At 54.5% G+C, this 19,297-nt stretch carries 19 protein-coding genes and 1 tRNA gene (1 of these 20 cut by a window edge); 11 read left to right on the top strand and 9 right to left on the bottom strand.

What is annotated here, in order from left to right; translation table 11 throughout:
• Nucleotides 1-47: 47 nt before the first annotated feature.
• Together G6Q15_RS07655 and G6Q15_RS07650 are read right to left on the bottom strand one after the other, a co-directional pair.
• On the bottom strand, nucleotides 48-1,256 hold the full coding sequence (locus G6Q15_RS07655) for a dipeptidase (RefSeq protein WP_164117393.1): 1,209 nt from the start codon (nucleotides 1,254-1,256) through the stop codon (nucleotides 48-50).
• A 78-nt stretch (nucleotides 1,257-1,334) separates the two neighbouring features.
• Nucleotides 1,335-1,411, bottom strand: a tRNA-Arg gene (locus G6Q15_RS07650).
• Nucleotides 1,412-1,623: 212 nt separating this feature from the next.
• Here G6Q15_RS07650 and G6Q15_RS07645 point away from each other — a divergent pair.
• Nucleotides 1,624-2,817 carry an aspartate aminotransferase family protein gene (locus tag G6Q15_RS07645; protein ID WP_164117391.1) on the top strand — a complete coding sequence of 398 codons (1,194 nt, stop codon included), beginning with the start codon at nucleotides 1,624-1,626 and terminating at the stop codon, nucleotides 2,815-2,817.
• Nucleotides 2,811-3,737 carry an ornithine carbamoyltransferase gene (gene argF / locus G6Q15_RS07640; RefSeq protein ID WP_164117628.1) on the top strand — a complete coding sequence of 309 codons (927 nt, stop codon included), beginning with the start codon at nucleotides 2,811-2,813 and terminating at the stop codon, nucleotides 3,735-3,737. The genes G6Q15_RS07645 and argF overlap by 7 nt, the downstream gene beginning before the upstream one ends.
• Here argF and G6Q15_RS07635 read toward each other — a convergent pair whose 3' ends face one another.
• Both G6Q15_RS07635 and G6Q15_RS07630 read right to left on the bottom strand, forming a co-directional pair.
• Entirely contained in the window at nucleotides 3,738-4,103 is a 366-nt protein-coding gene (locus G6Q15_RS07635) for a hypothetical protein (protein ID WP_164117389.1), read from the bottom strand.
• A complete protein-coding gene (locus G6Q15_RS07630; protein ID WP_164117387.1) occupies nucleotides 4,100-4,822 on the bottom strand; it encodes an EI24 domain-containing protein in 723 nt (240 codons plus the stop codon). Before G6Q15_RS07630 ends, G6Q15_RS07635 begins: the two co-directional genes overlap by 4 nt.
• A 126-nt stretch (nucleotides 4,823-4,948) precedes the next feature.
• On the opposite strand from G6Q15_RS07630, the gene G6Q15_RS07625 reads away from it, so the two are divergent.
• Nucleotides 4,949-5,947 (top strand): adenosine kinase, encoded by a 999-nt coding sequence (locus G6Q15_RS07625; protein ID WP_164117385.1) that lies wholly within the window; start codon nucleotides 4,949-4,951, stop codon nucleotides 5,945-5,947.
• Here the strand turns inward: G6Q15_RS07625 and G6Q15_RS07620 are convergent.
• The 3 genes from G6Q15_RS07620 to tsaD all read right to left on the bottom strand — a co-directional run bounded on the left by G6Q15_RS07620 (nucleotide 5,944) and on the right by tsaD (nucleotide 9,628).
• A complete protein-coding gene (locus G6Q15_RS07620) occupies nucleotides 5,944-7,494 on the bottom strand; it encodes a lipopolysaccharide biosynthesis protein (protein ID WP_164117383.1) in 1,551 nt (516 codons plus the stop codon). The two genes, G6Q15_RS07625 and G6Q15_RS07620, sit on opposite strands and share 4 nt — an antisense overlap.
• 101 nt (nucleotides 7,495-7,595) lie before the next feature.
• Complete coding sequence (locus G6Q15_RS07615) at nucleotides 7,596-8,597, bottom strand: NAD(P)H-dependent glycerol-3-phosphate dehydrogenase (protein ID WP_240330807.1); 1,002 nt, start codon at nucleotides 8,595-8,597, stop codon at nucleotides 7,596-7,598.
• On the bottom strand, nucleotides 8,594-9,628 hold the full coding sequence (gene tsaD, locus G6Q15_RS07610; protein ID WP_164117382.1) for a tRNA (adenosine(37)-N6)-threonylcarbamoyltransferase complex transferase subunit TsaD: 1,035 nt from the start codon (nucleotides 9,626-9,628) through the stop codon (nucleotides 8,594-8,596). Before tsaD ends, G6Q15_RS07615 begins: the two co-directional genes overlap by 4 nt.
• Before the next feature lie 43 nt (nucleotides 9,629-9,671).
• Here tsaD and hemC point away from each other — a divergent pair, with 43 nt between their 5' ends.
• From hemC to G6Q15_RS07585, 5 genes are all read left to right on the top strand, one after another.
• Entirely contained in the window at nucleotides 9,672-10,643 is a 972-nt protein-coding gene (gene hemC, locus G6Q15_RS07605) for a hydroxymethylbilane synthase (protein ID WP_164117380.1), read from the top strand.
• Nucleotides 10,640-11,323 carry a uroporphyrinogen-III synthase gene (locus tag G6Q15_RS07600; protein ID WP_164117378.1) on the top strand — a complete coding sequence of 228 codons (684 nt, stop codon included), beginning with the start codon at nucleotides 10,640-10,642 and terminating at the stop codon, nucleotides 11,321-11,323. Before hemC ends, G6Q15_RS07600 begins: the two co-directional genes overlap by 4 nt.
• 55 nt (nucleotides 11,324-11,378) lie before the next feature.
• Complete coding sequence (locus G6Q15_RS07595) at nucleotides 11,379-12,317, top strand: hypothetical protein (RefSeq protein ID WP_164117376.1); 939 nt, start codon at nucleotides 11,379-11,381, stop codon at nucleotides 12,315-12,317.
• A gap of 201 nt (nucleotides 12,318-12,518) precedes the next feature.
• On the top strand, nucleotides 12,519-13,664 hold the full coding sequence (locus tag G6Q15_RS07590; RefSeq protein ID WP_164117374.1) for an integrase arm-type DNA-binding domain-containing protein: 1,146 nt from the start codon (nucleotides 12,519-12,521) through the stop codon (nucleotides 13,662-13,664).
• Nucleotides 13,665-14,016: 352 nt separating this feature from the next.
• The gene (locus G6Q15_RS07585; protein ID WP_164117372.1) at nucleotides 14,017-15,297 is read left to right on the top strand and encodes an ATP-binding protein; all 1,281 of its coding nucleotides are present in this window, start codon (nucleotides 14,017-14,019) and stop codon (nucleotides 15,295-15,297) included.
• A 65-nt stretch (nucleotides 15,298-15,362) separates the two neighbouring features.
• Here G6Q15_RS07585 and G6Q15_RS07580 read toward each other — a convergent pair whose 3' ends face one another.
• Nucleotides 15,363-16,820, bottom strand: a complete 1,458-nt coding sequence (locus tag G6Q15_RS07580) for a DUF2235 domain-containing protein (protein WP_164117370.1) — start codon at nucleotides 16,818-16,820, stop codon at nucleotides 15,363-15,365.
• Nucleotides 16,821-17,123: 303 nt separating this feature from the next.
• On the opposite strand from G6Q15_RS07580, the gene G6Q15_RS07575 reads away from it, so the two are divergent.
• Nucleotides 17,124-17,408, top strand: a complete 285-nt coding sequence (locus G6Q15_RS07575; protein WP_164117368.1) for a hypothetical protein — start codon at nucleotides 17,124-17,126, stop codon at nucleotides 17,406-17,408.
• A 411-nt stretch (nucleotides 17,409-17,819) separates the two neighbouring features.
• On the opposite strand, the gene G6Q15_RS07565 is transcribed toward G6Q15_RS07575, so the two are convergent.
• Nucleotides 17,820-18,545, bottom strand: coding sequence for a hypothetical protein (locus tag G6Q15_RS07565; protein ID WP_164117364.1), 726 nt, complete (start codon nucleotides 18,543-18,545; stop codon nucleotides 17,820-17,822).
• 381 nt (nucleotides 18,546-18,926) lie between these two features.
• Here G6Q15_RS07565 and G6Q15_RS07560 point away from each other — a divergent pair, with 381 nt between their 5' ends.
• Both G6Q15_RS07560 and G6Q15_RS12315 read left to right on the top strand, forming a co-directional pair.
• Nucleotides 18,927-19,226, top strand: a complete 300-nt coding sequence (locus G6Q15_RS07560; RefSeq protein ID WP_164117362.1) for a hypothetical protein — start codon at nucleotides 18,927-18,929, stop codon at nucleotides 19,224-19,226.
• Nucleotides 19,227-19,287: 61 nt separating this feature from the next.
• Nucleotides 19,288-19,297, top strand: partial view of a hypothetical protein gene (locus G6Q15_RS12315; RefSeq protein ID WP_164117360.1) — the 5' end (the start) only. It continues 1,061 nt past the right edge of the window; the window shows 10 of its 1,071 coding nt (coding positions 1-10); it begins with the start codon at nucleotides 19,288-19,290; its stop codon lies beyond the right edge, outside the window.

Here is a 19,297-nt window from a genome sequence, read left to right as displayed (position 1 = left end):
AGCGCACCACGCCGCGCCGCCACAATGATTAATGCGTCAAAATATTGCTATGGCGCACGCCGCGCCGCACGCTTTTCATTTTCGGCAAACACACGCAGCAAATTACCGCCCAGTATCTTTTCTATATCGGCGCGTCCATAGCCCCGCCGCACCAGTTCCGCCGTGATATTCGGAATCTGCCCTGCATGCTCCAGCCCGGAAGGCGGTGCGCCCATACCGTCAAAATCAGAGCCAAGCCCCACATGGTCTATCCCCGCAATTTTCACCACATGATCGATATGGTCGACCACATCAGCAACCGTCGGCGCGGGCAAGCTGAACTCAATCGATTTTTCCAGCGACCAGGCTGCTTTATCAAGCGCGATCGGGTCATTTGCATATTTGTTTTCCAAAGCATCAAACCTGTCTTTGGCACGCGCCTTCGCCGCCGCAAATGCTTCGGCAAAATCGCTATCGACATAGGCTGAATAGAAACTGACCTGTATGACGCCGCCATTTTCAGCGACAGCCTTCACCATATCGTCGCTCATGTTGCGCGGGTCGTCCATCACACCGCGTACGTCTGAATGCGATGCGATAACCGGTGAGCCTGTTGCCCGTATCACATCCCAGAATGTTTCGTCGGACACATGGCTGATGTCGATCATCATGCCAAGGCCATTCATTTCCTTTACAATCGACAGACCCAGATCGTTGAGACCGTTCCAGCGCGGTTCATCCCCCGACGAATCCGCCCAGTCATTGGTGTTGGTCCATGTCAGCGTCATATAGCGTACGCCTCGGCCATAAAAATGGCGCAGGCGGCCAAGATCATTCTCAATCGAATGGCCGCCCTCTATCCCGATAAGCGCAGCAACCTTCCCGGTGTTCGCCAACCGGTTTATTCCGGCGGTATCGTGCACGATTTCTATCCGGTCAGGATGCGCAGCGACTTCCGCCTGCAAGGTATCGATCAACTCATCCGTGCGCTTGGCAAATCCATATTCGGCAAAGGCGGGTGGCACAAACACCGAAAAGAATTGCGCATCCACTCCGCCCTGTTCCAGCTTGCTCAGGCTGGTCTGTGCACCTTCAGGGTCCTCATTAATATGCGCGCCATCAATGGCGGTGCGGTCCAGAAAGTCCGAATGCGCATCAATGACAATCGCGCTGCTGTGGGTGTCACGTGCAGACTGCGCACCGTCTTCATCTGTATTCTGCGTACAACTGGTCAGAAAAACGCAAACCAGTGCCAGAGTCGTTTTCCCACCAAACATAGCTGCATAACCCCCATGAAACATACACGGCGCAAGTCTGAAGGGCATTGCTGGCGATATCAAGGAAAAGCTGAAACCTGGTGCACCCAGCAGGATTCGAACCTGCGACCTCTGCCTTCGGAGGGCAGCGCTCTATCCAGCTGAGCTATGGGTGCCTGCCAGTTGCGAAGCGGCATTAGCAAGCCTTGCGCGGCGCCGCCACAATTTTCTTGCATTGCTATTTTCTGAACATGTTTTTGCTATCATTGACGCCGTGAAATACGGGGGTCTATAAGGCCGGATATATCAGTGGCGGCCCGCTTATTCGGCCCGCCTTTTTTCTTTACCAGCCGCCACTGCGCGGGGCCAATGCAAGGATACCGAAGTTATGACCATCACGCCATTAATGCCTGTTTACCCCCGCTGTGATGTGCGCCCGGTGCGCGGAGAAGGGTGCTATCTGTACGGTGAAGATGGTGAGAAATATCTGGACTTTGCCAGCGGTATCGCAGTCAACCTGCTTGGTCATGGCCACCCTCACCTGACCAAGACAATCCAGGATCAGGCCGCAACACTGATGCACGTGTCCAACATGTATGGCAGCCCGCAAGGGGAAAAGCTGGCCCAGCGTCTGGTCGACAGCACATTTGCCGACACCGTCTTTTTTACCAATTCAGGCGCAGAGGCCGTTGAATGCGCGATCAAGACCGCACGCGCCTATCACCAAAGCGAAGGCGGTGATCCACAGAAACAGGCGCTGATCACGTTCAACAACGCATTCCATGGCCGTACCATGGCCACAATCAGTGCCTCAAGCCAGACCAAAATGCACAAAGGCTTCTCACCGATGCTGGCTGGTTTTAAATATGCCGAATTTGACGATCTGGAATCGGCCAAAGCAGCGATGGGCCCCGATACGGCTGGATTCATGGTTGAACCAATTCAGGGCGAAGGCGGCGTACGCCCGGCCAGCAAGGAATTCCTGCAAGGCCTTCGCGATCTGGCGGACGAAAACGATCTGATGCTGGTATTTGACGAGGTGCAGTGCGGCATGGCACGTTCGGGCCGCCTCTTCGCTTACGAAGAATATGGCGTAGAGCCTGACATCATGGCCAGCGCAAAGGGTCTGGGCGGCGGTTTCCCTGTCGGCGCATGCCTGGCCACCGAAAAGGCCGCGCGAGGCATGGGCTTTGGTTCGCATGGCTCCACCTATGGCGGCGGTCCGCTGGCCATGGCAGCGGGCGAGGCGGTGCTGGATGTCGTCAACAATGAGGAGTTCCTGGAGCATGTCCGCCAGATGAGCGACCGTATCCGTAGCGCTCTTGAACAGCTTATTCCGAACCACGATGGCCTGTTCGACCATGTTCGGGGTATGGGGTTGATGCTCGGCATCAAGCTAAAAAGCGAAGTGCGGCCCTTCATGGTGCACCTGCGCGATAATCACGGGTTGCTAACCGTCGCGGCCGGCGACAATACACTGCGTATCCTGCCGCCGCTTATTATCGAAGAAGAACATGTGAACGAGTTTATCGAAAAACTCTCCGCAGGCGCGCGGGACTACGAAATTCCCGAAGTATCATGAAGCATTTCCTGAGCCTTTCCGATGCGGGCGGCGATGCCATTGCCGCCATGCTGAACGATGCCATCGACCGCAAGGCCGCACGGCAGGACTGGCCAAAGGGCAAGACGGATAGCGACGCACCGCTCGCGAACCACACACTCGCCATGATATTTGAAAAAAGCTCGACTCGCACCCGGGTATCATTCGACATGGCGATCCGGCAATTGGGCGGTACAAGTATCGTAATGGACTCTGGTTCCATGCAGTTGGGCCGCGGCGAAACCGTGGCAGATACTGCGCGCGTGCTGTCACGCTATGCCGACGCCATCATGATCCGCACCGGTGACCATTCCAAGATCAGGGAACTTGCCGCCCATGCCAGCGTTCCGGTCATCAATGGCCTGACCGACCTGTCGCACCCGTGCCAGATCATGGCTGACCTGCTGACCATTATTGAACATGGCAAGGCGCTGCCCGGGCTGGAAGTCGCCTGGCTGGGCGACGGTAATAACGTGCTCAATTCCATACTGGAAGCAGCGGGCCTGATGAAATTCAATGTCCGTATCGGCTGCCCGGAAGGATATGAACCAGATACAGGTTTTGTGGGTCTGGCGCGTAAAGGCGGTGCCAATGTTACCCTGACCCGCAATCCGGCGGATGCTGTCCGCGATGCGGATATTGTTGTAACAGACACCTGGATTTCCATGGGGCAGGACCATGCCGAAACCAAATTACAGGCGATGATGCCCTATCAGGTGAATGCCGCGCTCATGTCGCATGCCAAAAGCGATGCGCTATTCATGCACTGCCTGCCCGCGCATCGCGGCGAGGAAGTGACAGATGAAGTGCTCGATGGACCGCAATCAGTCATATGGGATGAGGCAGAAAACAGGCTCCATGCCCAAAAGTCCGTGCTGCGCTGGTGCTTCGGGCAAATATAATCACCGTCTGAGCGCCGCTACGCATGAAGCACGGTCAGCATTACGGCCATCGGGCGTTCGGGCATCGACATATGTGACGACTGCATCCCCGCGTCCCTTGGGATAAAGATACGTATCAAGCACGCAGTCGCGGCTGGAAAATTGCAATTTTCGTGCATCTCCTTCGCGTACGTCCAGGCGCGGTTCTCCGAACAATCGGGCTAGGCCGCGGGCATCCTGTCCCATAACTGCTTCCAGTCCCTGAGTGTTTTGCATGGGCATCTGTTTCGGAACAGAGGCCGTGGGCGCACGTGTCGCTGCACCGGATGACACACATGCGGACAGTGACAGCGCCAAGCTTGCTACGGCAAACATCCGTTTATTCATTCAATGCCCCAATCATGACTATGTCCGCCAGCATCGCCGCTTTGACGTCCATGCACAAGATGTGTTGCCATGGATGCGCCGATAATCGGGGCGAGCAGATTGGCAAATGGAATCAGGAAAATTGCCGCTGTTACAAACCCTAGTGCAAATCGTCCCCAGAAGGGCAGCACCCAGCGCCGGTCCGATATGTTTTCGCTGTGCCGTGCCACCACCATATCCTGCAGATCGCGGCCCAGAAGCAGTGCATTTACAATCAGGAAGGCCAGCGGGACACCAATCGCCGTGGGGATAAGCACAATATAGACAGGCAGTGCCAACAAATTGAGCAGCAAGGCGCGCAGCAGGCTGCCTATCCCCATTTTAAGGCTGCGCACAAAGCCGACTTTGCGCGCATGCGATATGGTTTCGGGATAATGCCTGCGTTCGACGGCAATCACGACTTCATCGCCAAACACCTGCAGCACGGCGATGGCCACCACGCGGAACCAGAGCCAGCCGGCAAAAAATGTGACCAGCGCAGCCAGAACACCCACCAATGCACCATCCGCTGCGCCGTCTGCGCCCCACCCATAATAGTCAAACAGCCAGGACGCGGCGAAATAGAGGCCCATGCCAAGCACTGCGAACACCAGCAGTGTCAGCAGGATGGTTTTCAGCAATAGTGCGAGTATATCGCGCTCACCAAGCTGTGCCAGCGCCAGGGAAAATGCCTTTATCATGTCAGTGCCTTCTTTGCTGACAAAAGGGCGCTACGTCAATTCTCCTTGAACCTTTGCCCGCGCTCCGTTACGGCGCGGCAACATTATTGGCTTCATGCCATACAGGAAAACGGAAAGAACGATTTTATGACCAGTCCAGCCAAATATGATGTTGTTGCCATTGGCAATGCCGTAGTTGATGTGATCGCCTCATGCGAAGATACGCTTATCGACGAATTACAGCTCAATCGCGGCGGTATGACACTGATTGATGAAGCGCATGCCGATACACTCTATGCCGCCATGGGGCCAGCGCGTGAAGTGTCGGGAGGTTCGGCTGCCAATACATTGGCCGGACTTGCCACCCTGGGGCTTGACTGCGCTTTTATAGGTCAGGTCGCTGACGATCAGCTTGGTGCTGTTTTCGCGCATGATATCAAAGCCACAGGGATTGATTACACCACAGCGCCACGTCCCGGCGAACCCTCGACAGGCCGTGTGCTTATATTTGTTACGCCCGATGGCGAGCGGACAATGAATACCTTTCTGGGTGCCAGCCAGTATCTACCAAAGGCAGCGCTGGATGAGGACCTGATCGCCAGCGGAGCGGTACTTTACCTGGAAGGTTATCTTTGGGACCCTGAAGAACCGCGCGCAGCCATGCGCCGCGCCATCGAAGTTGCACGCGCGGCAGGCCGCAAGGTTGCCTTTACCGCCAGCGAGAGCTTTGTCATCGAACGGCATGGTGATGATTTTCGCGAAATGATCAGCAATGGCCTGATCGATATCCTGTTCGTGAACGAGCATGAATTGGCGACGTTGACCGGGGAAGCGGATTTTGAAGCCGGTATAGCCGCACTGGCAGGAAATGTACCAGTACTTGTCGCCACGCGCAGTGCGAACGGAGCGGTGGCTCTGGCAAACGGTGAACGCGCGGATGTTCCAGCCGAACCAGTTGCCAAAGTGGTCGACACTACAGGTGCGGGTGACCAGTTTGCCGCTGGGTTCCTATCTGGCCATGTCCGCGGCGAGTCGCTCGAGCGCTGCCTCAAACGCGGTGCAATTACCGCTGCCGAGGTCATCAGCCATTATGGCCCGAGGCCCGAGGCAGATGTCAAAAAACTGGTTGCCGAAAAAGTCGGTTAGGCTGCATTGGAAGGCGGCGATTCTTCTGTATCGCCGCTGCCTTTGCGCATGCGGAACAGTTCACGGTCTTCTGCGCCAAAACCCCGGTGCCAGATAATAAATCCATACAGGCCAAGTATAACCGGGATACCGATCAACAGCTCAGCCCATTCCGGTGCATAGCGGGTAAACAGCCAGCCGACTATCGTGGCGACAGCTGCGGCCCATACCAGCGCCCAGCGCCAGCCATTGACCGGTGCGCCCAATATACGCGATAGCAGCACCGCTTTCACAACCGATGCAAAGCCAAGTGACAGCATGAGGGCAAGGGCAACAGCCGCCGCATAGCTTGCCGGTTTCAGGTCATAGGATTTGGCCAGCATGATCAACGCAACTGACAGCAGGGCCTGCAATCCCAGCATCGATACGGAAATCATCAGGTTACGGTGGCGCGCCACGTAAACCAGCACCGATTCGCTAACCACGGCTGTTGCAGCCACCACTTCGGCCGCGAGCAGAAACGCCAGCGCGCCGGTTCCCGCAACAAATTGCGGTCCGATCAGGCCCATGACGCCTTCGCCCGGGATCCCAAGCGCAAGCGCGATGCCCGCCTGAATGGCGATAATCCAGAAACCCACCTGCCCGACCTGCTTGGCGATTTCTTTCAGCCTGTTCTCTTTAAGGTTCCGGGTAATAACCGGACCCAGGATCGGATCAAAACTGGTTTTCAGCTTTTGTGGCAGGCTCGCCACCTGCTGCGCCGCCCAGTAAATGCCAACGATCACAGGCGAAGCAAACAAGCCAAGAATGAACAGATCAAGGCGGCGACTGCCCCATTCCACAGCATCGGCCGCGGCAAGCGGTATATTCTGCCGCGTTATCTGAAACAGCTGCACCGGTTTCGGGCGCCACCCATGCGGCACGCCATAGTTTTTCAGGAGCGGCCAGATCGAAGCGATAAATGCTGCGAGCATCGACAGCACATAGGACAAGATTAAACCGTCACGCGCCGAATAGAAGTAAAGCGCGCCTGCGGCGATGCTGATGGTCCAGGGTTCAATGACAGCGCGTGCGCGCACGGTCGATGCAATATCATAGCGATAGGCAAGCGCGGCCAGGGCAATATCCGACCCGGCGATAAAGAATATGACCAGCGGCAAAAAACGGTCAAAGCCATTAACCGCGCTATTGGGAAACATCGCCTGCGGAAAGGCAATCAGCAACAGGGCGGCGGCGGCAGAGGCTATCGCGCTGACCAGCAAGCCATCGAAAACCACATGCACATGCGGCCGTTCAGTGCGGCTGATCTGTTCAGCAAGTCCGCGGCGCAGCCCCAGTGTCGCAAGCTGTGCAGCCAGTTCGACAATCAGTATCGCATAGGCGAACCGGCCCAATGCCTCTGCTCCATAGAGCCGTCCGGCAATAAAAAGGAACGGGAGGCGTGCCGCCAGTCGAAGCAGGAACCCGAAAAAATTGGTGCGTCCGCCCTTGGCAAGCTTGGCGATATCGCCATTCTCTCCATCACCTGCCTCAGGTGCAGCGGATGCTTCAGGGGTTTTGTCAGTCAAACGGCTGGCCTGTATTGCTTGGGTAAGTCAGCGCTTTAAGCAGGATTTTGCGCAAAATACCAGAGCCAGAGCCATAACATCTTTCAAAAGCGGTCATCTGCCTATTCCGCCCGCAAGGGCCGCGCCAGCAGCATGCCGACCATTTCCGCAGCACTGCACCCACCTTCCAGCACAGCGCATACAGCGTCCACAATCGGCATATCCACGCCCTTGCCCCGGGCAAACCGCTGTAACACCGGCGCAGTGGATGCACCTTCCGCAACAGTGCGCCTGTCCGTCATTAATTCGGCCGCACTCTGCCCTTTACCCAACCCCATGCCGAGTGAGAAATTACGCGAACTGGTCGAAGAACAGGTAAGCACCAGGTCGCCAAGGCCCGAAAGGCCCGACAATGTTTCAGCCTGCGCGCCGCATGCGAGGCCAAAGCGCGTCATCTCGGCAAAGCCTCGGCTGATCAGCGAAGCTCGTGCATTCTGGCCCAGTCCCAGCCCATCAACCACACCGCAGGCAATGGCGAGCACGTTTTTCACCGCGCCGCCAATTTCTGCGCCCACAATATCCGCCGTATAATAAGGCCGGAAAAAAGGCCGCGCTATAGCCGGCGAGAGCCGCTGCCACTGATCTTCGCTGCTGCATGCGAGTGTCACCGCCGTGGGCTGCGCACGTGCCACTTCATGCGCAAATGTCGGCCCCGAAAGCACGGCAATATCATTACCGCCTACAGTCTCGGCAGCCACATCCACCATAAACTTCTGTGTTTCCGCCTCTATCCCCTTGGAACACAGCACATGGTCGGCCTCTGTTTCAGGTAGCTCATTCAAAACGGCGCGCATATGCTGCGCAGGTGTAACGATCAGCAGGGTGCTGCACGCCGCCATCATGCCGAGATCAGATGTCGCGGTTATCGTCTTCGGGAGCGGAATATCGGGCAGGTAGAGCGAATTGCCATGATCGCGGTTGATTGTCTCCACCAGCTCTTTTTCACGCGCCCAGAGCAAGACATCGCGGCCATCCGATGCCAGCATCGCGGCCAGCGCGGTGCCCCATGCCCCTGCGCCCACAACGCCAATATCTGCGTGCTCACCATCTGCTTCCATCGTCATGCCTTCACTCCCGCGCCGCGCGCTTTTTCCGCATGTTCATCCAGCGGCCAGCGCGGCCGTGCGGCGATATCAAGCGGATCTGTCAAACCGGCTTCAAACCGCTCCGCCCCCGCCCAGCCGATCATTGCCGCATTGTCGGTGCAGAGCCAGGGCGGCGGTGCCACGAACCGCATGCCATGGCTGGCTGCCACAGTTTTCAGCATAGCGCGTATCGCCGCATTGGACGCAACGCCGCCCGCCACCACCAATGATTTCATGCCGCCATGTTCGCGCAGCGTTTTTTCAAGCCTGTCCTGCAGGCAATCGAGCACAGCCTGTTGGAAAGAGGCGGCGAGATCCGCATCCCCATAGTCGCCCGATTGGTGCGCGCGCAGCACAGCGCTTTTCAACCCTGCGAAAGAAAAATGCGGCTCTGTCGAACGCAGCAAGGGGCGCGGCAAGGGCACGGCCTTCGGGTCACCCGTGCTGGCCAGTTTTTCCACCTGCGGCCCGCCCGGATAACCGAGCCCCAATATTTTCGCAGTTTTGTCAAATGCTTCGCCCACCGCATCGTCAATCGTCGTCGCCAGCCGCCGGTATTGGCCCACACCGTCCACACGGAGAATCTGGCAATGCCCGCCCGATACGAGCAGCAACATATAAGGAAAATCAAGCTCCGCATCGACCAGCCGCGGAGAGAGCGCGTGGCCCTCCAGATGATTGACCGCGACCAACGGCTTGCCCGCCGCCATGGCAAGCGCTTTGCCTGTCACCAGCCCCACCATCACTCCGCCAATCAAGCCGGGGCCCGCGGTCGCAGCAATCGCATCCATGTCATTCAGCGTCATGTCAGCATCGGCCAGCGCGGCTTCGATCAGGGGGGTGATATGCTGGGCGTGCGCACGCGCCGCTATTTCCGGCACCACGCCGCCATAATCCTTATGCTCATCTTCCTGCGTTTGCAGGCGATGAGCATAAATCGTGCGATCCGTCCCGATAATCGCCGCCGCGCTTTCGTCGCAGCTCGATTCAATTCCCAAAATCAGCGCCATAACCCTTTTCCTTAGCCACAATGGGCGCTAGCACAAGACCGATATGAATGAAAACCAGAGACCCCAATTACCCGATGCCATTGCAAGGCTGCTGACGCGCCGCCCGCTGATCCTCGGCACACGCCAGTCGCCGCTGGCCATGGCCCAGGCGCGTGAGACCGCACAGCGGCTGCGTGATGCTTACCACCTGCCTGATGATGCCATCACGCTGTTGCCCGTAGTGGCCAGCGGCGACAAGGTGCAGGACCGCGCCTTACGTGACCTGGGCGGGAAAGCGCTATGGACACGTGAGCTCGACCGCGCGCTGGTGGATGGTGAGATTGATTTTGCCGTGCATTCAATGAAGGATGTGGAAACCGTCCGCGCAGATACATTCCATGTGGCCGCCATGCTGCCCCGCGCCGATGTGCGCGATGTGTTGCTGGGTGCGGATTCAATTGGTGCGATTCCCCAGGGAGGCGTTTTCGGCACCAGTTCACCGCGCCGCGCCGCACAGATGCAGTCGTTCCGCCCGGATGTGAAAATCACGCTATTTCGCGGCAATGTTGCCACACGCATGGCCAAGCTGGCTCAGGGTGAAGCCGATGCAACGCTTCTGGCAGCGGCGGGGCTCGCACGGCTTGACATGCACGGCGTCGGCACCCCGCTGGAGGTTGACACATGGCTGCCCGCAGCCTCACAAGGAGCTATCGGGCTGGAGGCGTTGCGCGCCAATACGGATATATGCCGGGTCCTTGCCGGGGTGGCCTGCCGGGAAACCATGCAATGCGTCGCCGCTGAACGGGCATTCCTCGCGGCTCTACAGGGGGGTTGCCACAGCCCGGTCAGTGCGCTCGCAACCCATGAAAATGGCACCATCACACTGCGCGGCGAGCTTTATAGCGAGGATGGCAGCGAAAAAGTTGCAGGTTCAGCTGAGTTCGCCACTGAAGACACCGAGAGCCCGGCCATGCTGGCGGCAGAATTGCTGGAGCGTGCTGGCCCTGCCATTACACAGTTTTTCGGCGGCGCATGACACAGCCGCTGATCATCATCCGCCCCGAACCCGGGGCAAGCGCCACAATGGAGAGCGCCGTTCGGGCTGGCTGGACTGTTATAAAAGAACCACTCTTTCATGTACGCCCCGTGCAATGGGCTCTGGCTGATGATGCGCAATATGATGCACTGCTGGCGGGCAGCGCTAATGCGTTTCGCCATGGCGGGCACAATCTGGCGGATCTTGTGCATCTGCCTGTATACGCCGTTGGCGAGAAAACTGCCGCACTGGCGCGTAAACACGGGTTTTCAGTGAGGCAAGGCGGGAATGGCGGCCTTTCCAGCCTTTTGCCTACCCTCAAAAATGATGGAAAACGCCGCATATTGTGGCTGTCGGCGCACGACTATGTGCCTTTGCCTGCTCATGACACACAGATTGACCGAGTGGAAGTCTATGCCAGTGAAGCTGCGCCAATGCCGGATACGCTCGCCGAAACATTGCGGCAACCTGCAATAATCGCGCTGCACTCCGCCCGGGCTGCAACGCATTTTCGTGAACAGGCAATATGCAGGGGCATAAATATCGCACAAATATCGCTTGCCTGTTTCGCCCCGCGCATTGCGGAAGCCGCTGACGAAGGATGGGCAAAGATAGCCACAGCAAAATCACCCAATGATGAAGCTATGCTGGAAGTGGCCGCACAATTGTGTAAAACGTGACATATATGGCAGCTATGCCGCATTATATGCTTTTTTTGAAAGATCAGGACTTTTTATGAGCCGGGATTATGAACCGATTTCCTCTACGCAAGGCAAGAAATCGGGCATTCGCAACATTATCATTTTATTGCTGGTCGCCTTTATCGGCGGCGTAATTGCTACAGGCTGGGCCGTCAGTAAATTTGACCTGTTTAGCGATGATGCTGCCACAACGCAGGAAATTGCCGCTGAAAATAGCGAATCAGCGGCACCCGCAGCAGCAGCCCTGGAAGAACGTATCCAGCCTGATGGCACGGTCAGCCCGCCCGAACCCGAAGACACACCGCCAATATCGATTGAGCCTGACCAGGAACGCGCACTCGCGCGCCGTGTCGCCGATCTGGAAGACCGGCTGTCGCGCATTAACGTGCAGGCACAGGCCGCAGGCGGCAATGCCGCACGCGCCGAGGGACTGCTGATTGCTTTTGCCGCACGCCGCGCGCTCGATCGCGGATCTTCGCTGGGTTATATCGAAGAACAACTGAAACTGCGGTTTGGCGCTGCCCAGCCGGTGGCAGTCACCACCATTATCAACGCTGCCAAAAGCCCCGTCACACTTGATGAACTGCGCATCAAGCTGGACGAAACCGCACCGTCATTGACCAGCGCCAGCAGCGATGCCGGTTTGTGGGAAGGATTCCAGAAAGAAGTAAGTGAGCTATTCGTTGTTCGCCGTGAGGGGACCCCCTCTACTGCACCGGATCAAAGGCTCGCCCGCGCACAGCGCTACCTGGAAACCGACAGGGTCGAAGCTGCACTGGAGGAAGTCAAGCGGATGCCCGGCAATGCCGGTGAATGGACCACACTCGCCAAACGCTATATCGACGCGCGTACCGCACTGGACCTGATCGAAACCGCGGCAATCCTGGAGCCACGGGCATTGCGTACGTCAGAAGGCACAAAAGTGCGTCAACCTTCTCCGCTAACGCCGGAAGGCGCGCTGCCACCGCAATAAGCGCAAGACCGACAATCCAGATCGATATCAGAAAAATGGCGGACACGGAGACTGCAATACTACCGTTCATGGCTATTCACAGTCAATCGTAGCTGAATTCCATATTATTGAAATAATTATGTTATTTTCGCTATAATTCTTGACTGTTCATTATTGCGTTCGGTCAATCGCCCACTTATGTGGTAACGAGTGAGGTAACAGATGGCATTAACAGTAGCATATATCAACAGCGCAAAGCCGGGCCGTCACAGTGATGGGCGAGGTCTATCGCTGTTGGTGAAGCCATCTGGATCAAAATCATGGACGCTGCGGATGCAGCAGGGCGGTAAACGCCGAGATTATGGTCTGGGTCCATATCCAGACCTGTCGCTCGCAAAAGCGCGTCAGAAGGCCGCAGAATGGCGTCAGCAGCTACAGCAAGGGATAGACCCAAGGGCGGCCAAGACGGGCCCCAACAGCAAATCTGCTCTGTTTTATGACGTCGCATACCGGTGCTTTGAATCGAGACGGGAAAGCTGGAAAAACCCAAAGCACGCTGACCAGTGGATCAATACGCTTGAAGCCTATGCCTTCCCCAAGTTGGGTCAATTGCCGGTAGATCAAGTTTCGCCAGCTAACATTATAGATACCCTTCGTCCCATATGGCTTGCAAAGGCGGAAACGGCGAGGAGGCTGAAGCAGAGGATTACTGCAGTCCTTGATTTTGCTTATGCGGAAGGCCTGCGCGAAAATGAGGCTCCCAGCCGAGCTATCGCATTGGGTTTGCCTAAGCAGCCCAAACGCAATGGGCATTGGAAAGCTATGCCATACTCTGCCGTCCCCGCCTTTTATCAGAGGATTGCCAAGCAGCCTGAAACAATAAGCCGCCTTGCTTTGATGTTCACAATCCTAACTGCGGTAAGGACTTCGGAAACCCGGTTCACGCGTTGGGAGGAGATTGACCTTACAGATAGGGTATGGACTATTCCGGGGGAGCGCATGAAGGCGGGCGAAACCCACATGGTCCCACTATCCAGTCAGGCGGCAGAGTTGCTAAGGGCGCTAGAGGCGCACAAGGGCGATTTTGAAGAAAGCTATGTGTTCCCCGGAGAACGCAAGCCATATATTTCAGACGGAACCATGCGCAAAATGCTCAAAGAGAATGATCCATCCGGTAGCACTGTGCACGGCTTTAGGTCGTCATTCCGTGATTGGGCGGCAGAGCAGGCAGCTGTCCGCAGAGATGTGTCAGAAACGGCTCTAGCCCATATTCCAGCCGATAAAGTGGAAGCAGCTTACAGGCGAACTAAGTTTCTCGACTTAAGACGCCCGCTGATGCAGGATTGGGCTGATTTTGTGGCTAGATAGTCGCGTCAAACGGTCCACCGAACCTTGGCATTTGGAGAGGATACTTTGAGTGCATCGCCTTCAAGACATTGAATATGAGATGTCATTATTGACGTATCGCCACATGGGTTGCGTTTTCCGTATTCTTCTTCGCGTAGTGACTATTTTGGGCACAAAAGCGGGCATTCTGTAAAGCACAATTCCATGACTGCATTGCGCCCCAATATCGGTCGCTGAGTTAAGTGGTTGCCCAACCTAAGAGCGGACGTTCTCGCCCACCATCCGGCAGTCGAACGTCAAAGAATGCAGATTTTCATCGAACTCACCTGCAATTAGAGTTTCGGACTCTGTCGAAACACGCTAAGCTCGTAGTATGGCTATTGAAAAGGTTACTGAAGATAAAATTCGCGAAGTCTTACACGAGCATTTAACGCCTTCAGCTCACATCACGACACCCGAGCGGCTTTTTGGTCGAGGTCAGTCGCTCACGCAGATCGACAGGGCACTTAATTCGTCTGGTCGGCATGTCTTCGTTCATGGTGATCGAGGTGTAGGCAAAACATCTCTTGCTCTCACAGCGGCTTATTTGGAGCAGCCAACTGCTTCCGAACCAATTTATGTAGTTTGCAGTGAAACAACCACATTTCCTGATCTAATTGCCGCAATAGGTCGTGAAGCCGTGCCGCTTAGCGAGAGGTTTGAGGCGGATGGAACGCCGCGAGAACTCTCAGCTCAGGCATTTGGCTTCGGCGCAGGCTATAAGCAAAGGGGAGCACCTTCTATTGCGATACCGTCCCCTGCGGATATGAATCAAGCGATTGATATTGTCCGGTTCGTCAGAGAAAGACGTGGCGCAGGAACAGTAATCGTTATCGACGAGCTAGAGCGCGTTCGATCAGACGAAACAAAATCGCAACTGGCGGAATTCAGCAATAGCCTCTCTTCCACCGTTCAAGATGTAAAGTTTATATTCTGCGGAATAGGTAGTACTGTTGATGCATTGTTGGGTGCACACCGATCTGCATTCAGGAAAATCGAAACCATTCCACTCAACAGGCTCCGGCACAACGAGTTGTGGCGAATAATTGAGACAGTCTCGACCAAGCTAGGAGTTGAAGTGGATCGTGAGACGCTGATACGCATTGGCCAGCTCAGCGACGGCTTTCCCCACTATGTACACTTAATTGGTGAGTCTATGTTCTGGGCAGCATTTGACGACGACAAAACAGTGAAGCGTCTGGCGGCTCGGCACTACGAAGCGGGTGTGAAGGGTGCACTGGAGCGTACCGAGGCAGAGCATAAGTCCGCGTATCAGAAGGCAACTCAGAAATCGAAAAACACATTCGACTATGAGATGGCTTTATGGGCGATGGCCGACAAATCAGACACACGTCGCGCCTTAGATTCGATCTATGAGAACTCCTATAAGGCAATTGTGCGTCGGCTTCCCCTCGAAGACGAAATTGCACCTTTGGCACGAGAACGATTCAACCAGCGTTTACACAACCTGCGCAAGGAATCGCATGGTGAAGTTCTAATAAACCATGGTTCGGGTTGGTTCTCCTTTAGAGAAAACATCATGCGCGGTTATGTTAGATTAGTAGCTGAGAACCGTGGCGTCAATTTGGCGAAAGAGCACTATATCCCAGAATGAAGAATTAGCTTTCTTCAGTCACTCACACCAGACAGATCGCTAACGGCCCAGAAATGGAAAAATGCCTAGTTTTGCTTGGTTTGATGGGGACTTACTTCAATTGCTTCGTATTGATCCTTGAGGCTTACGTGATGCCTCAGTTGCTCCGGTCGATAGGGAACGACTGTGTCAACAATCGGCACTGGACCTGCGTTGAAGCGCTCATAGACACTTTCGTGCAATTCACCTCTTTCAAAAACATATCTAGGTTTCTTTGCCCAAGCTCGCCGAAGCGTTTTTATCATCCAGCGCTCCTCATGCTGGAGTCCTTCGGGGTCACCAAATATCTGTAAGACATTGCGGTTAATCTTGACCATTGGCACACACTCTTTGAGCTCCTGAACCATCCATCCAAGAGCAATATCGCTCAGTCGAGACTCGTGTTCATAATAGCTGCCGCCTATGTCGCTATGACACCCGGCAAACCAAACCTGCTTCAGCCAGCGGATGGGTTGATTTTCTCTTAAGGAAGGCGTGACCTTGGGCCCCCATTCGACACGCGGAAAATCGGCACGCTCTTCATCGATGGCTACGGCGTGGCGGGCGTAGTTTACTTGGCCTGACAGATATCTATCGTAGTTCTTGTTTCGCCAGAATGCCCAGTGAGTATTACGTGTCGAGAGATTTTTATTTTCGGAATCTCTCAGATCAATGCCCAGCTCTTTGGCCACTGGTGAGTAAGTCTTGCGAACCGTGATTGCTTGTAGGACCAGCCAAATTGAAACCGATATCGCGAGGAACACACTGGCGGTTTTGACGACCCAATGTAAATCGAGCACAAAAGAGAACGCAGCGATGCTCGCAATCGCAAAAACGATGCCAGAAAACAGATATTTGAGATTGTTGCTACCCAAGGCCGCGACTGTATCAAATACACCTATGAAGTGCGGCTCTACATTCCCCCTAACCGCTTCTGGGTTATCGTTTTGACTGGAGCGGTACTTGAGGCGGAACCGACGACCAAGCTCTTCACGCTGATCAAAAAAAGGTTGTTCGCTACGAGGCTTCCCCGCGCCATGATTGTAGACTTCCTTTACCGCCTCGGTAGCTATCTTTCGAACCGCATCGCCATGTTTCGGAACCGGCTTCCCATCAGCGGTTTGGAGTGGCACTCCGCAAAGGTTCATCAAAGACGATAAAGCGCGAACTGTGTATGCACCTCGGGAGAAACCAAAAACACATACTTTATCTCCAGGCTCGTAGGATGAGATGATATTCTCGTAACAATCGATAATGTTCGTATCGATTCCTGTGCCAATGGTCGCTTCAAGCAGATGCTTTGTTCTCTTGAACGTCCAGCCGCTTACCTCCCCTCTGCCAAGACCTGGGTCATAGAAAGCGACTTGTTCTTTGGGGTCTATTGTTGAAGCTGGGCCAGGACGAGTGGCGCGGAATAGCTTATAGACATTCGATAGCTTTTGGTCGGGCCTTAACCCTCCCATTTGTCCTGTGCCATCAGAGAAAATTAGTATTACTTTCGACATAATTCGCACCCCAATAAAAGATTTTGCTAGTCTACTAGAGAAGTTTAGATAATGGAAATTTCTAGCGCACAACAAAAGAAGTCGTTTCGAGGCATCTACCGTGCACTTTTGACAGGTCATTGATTTCGACCAGATGCGAGAGAGTAGCCTGTGACCGCTTCTCAAGCCTCGGTTGCTCAGAGCAGACAGTCCGCAACCGGCCCAAACACTGTCGCTAACTCGATTGCCATCTTCCCTGCCCTGCCGAGTGAATAGATTGGGTTCGACAACCTATATAGCGCTTCGTAAAGCAAAGAGGTGACTATGATGACTAATGATAAATTGCGTGAGGCCGTCGGATTGAACGCCGGAAGCCCTCCGCAGCGCTGCCATTTTACCGAAGCATATAATGTAGACTTGCACAAACTCGGCCCAAGTTATGGTGCAGCCATAAAGAGGGCCATTGCCAACGGAGAGCTCGATTGCCTGGTCTCACGCGGTATCCACAGAGTATCATATCGCGATCTTTTTGAATTAGCTGGTCCTGCAGCAGATCCTTCTGATCCAGATGGTGGATGCTTTATCCCGGACCATTCTGTTCTCAGTTAAAGTTGATCCAAGTTTTTAAGCACCGCAAATATAGCACTGTGCCTATCAGCACTATATCTCGGCCCATAACTTGTTTCAGAGGTCGTAATGCAACCGCACACACCACGCTTACTAACCATAGACCAGTTTACCGATCAGTTCGGCATCGGTCGTACCAAGATATATCAGGAGATTAAGGAAGGACGGCTCGCGGCCAAAAAAGTAGGCCGCCGCACCTTCATTCCGCTACAATCTGCAGCTGCTTGGCTGGATAATTTGCCTGATTACGATGTCGGAAGCGTCGTTTGAGTGCTGTTTTTTGCGCCATGTTACCGAAGAACCTTATTATCCTAGACTAATCAATACCTTACCTTGCGCCAATCTAAATGTTGCGGCACGGCCCGCAAAAGTTCGGCAGGCCGTGCCAGCGTATTAAATCTCGATGCCTTCAATAGACTTGCAGAACTTCTGAGCAGAAACACGCGAACGATAATCATCCAGCTTCCACCCGTTAAGTACGTCTTCCCACTGCTTTACCGGCTGATAGCACCAGCGGATTTGCTCACCATAGCTTATGCTCTGCGAGGACCCCGCGATACGATTGGTCGAGAAGCTCTGTGATGTGCAGCCTCTCTTTAGACCAATCATATGCTTCACCGATTTTGGATAGCCATGTTGATCGAGCAGGGTAACGTCCTCCGTTGTTTTTAAGATATAGCGAACGAGCTTGCTTTGAATAAAAATGCGGTCGGTAAAATTCTGCACGCAGTTACACCGAACATGGACGGCTTTAGGGTTCACATCTTCTCCAAAATTACGCCGCGCCCACTTTTGCAGCCAGTCTTTGATACGGATTGCAAAATATCCGGGAACTGCCAGCACCTTATGCATATGCAGCCCATGATCCCGCGAGCATTCCATCGCGTAAATATAATGATGCTGTTGCTCGTCTCCGTATTTTCTGCCCCCATTTATGATTTGCTGCTGAAGGGCAGTGTTCAGCTTGTTTCGTATCTTCGCAATTTCAGCATCGCTGGTCATGCCAAGTTGTTCAAAATTGATTGTCAAAATAGTGTTGAAGGTCACACCATAGTGCCAGTTCATGAAGCCGGTGCAATCGAGCAGACGAGAAGCTGTTTTTAGAGATATTAGTGTCATATATAGTTCCTGAATTGAGGCCAAAGCCGGCCATCAAGGCAGAACCCAAATTTATTTGGGCCTATAGATGCAGACGTATAAGGTGATTAACACTTGGGGCCCTGTAATCCCGGCACGCAACATCCGATGCGGCACCTTGGACGTGCTATCAGGCCAGTATGCGGGCCTGACCTGTTACAAAACTGACACAGTTTAAAAAAAAACAGACATTTTTTGGGTCGCAGTGATGCACGCTGCTGTGGAGGCACGGCTATATTTATTACCCCACCCACTGCCGAACATACTCCCCAGCTATCTGATTATCTTACTCTTCAATACCCTTACCTACCTACTATCCAACCAACTCTTACCCCTTTGGGGATATGGAAAAGGAGAATATGAATGAAATTTGAAAAGCTACCCCAAGCCGCAGTCAGATCAGGTGATTGCAGGAAAATGGTGGAGGCCATTCATCGGCTTGATGAGTTGCAAGTGGACGTTAGGCGTCCGGCCCAAAGCCCCTATCAACTCAAGGTCGCAGAAGAGATCAGCTTCTTCCCGCGAAAAGGGACAATTCATATCGATGGCGAAACCGCCAAACGCGAAGAAACAGGCTTGGAGGCCTTGATCGAATTGTTGAATGATACAGGGGACATTCCTCCAAACAGCGCAGCTGCAATTGCTCTGGATATTAGAAACTAATCGCTGCCTGAGTTGAATTCTCCTTAGCCCATTCCTGGGTGATCTATGGAGAATTCAAGCAATGACCAAAC

This window comes from Sphingorhabdus sp. Alg239-R122, assembly GCF_900537065.1.
GTDB lineage: Bacteria > Pseudomonadota > Alphaproteobacteria > Sphingomonadales > Sphingomonadaceae > Alg239-R122.
Note: the sequence above shows the minus strand (reverse complement) of the source record. Positions and strands in the feature narration are given on the sequence as shown.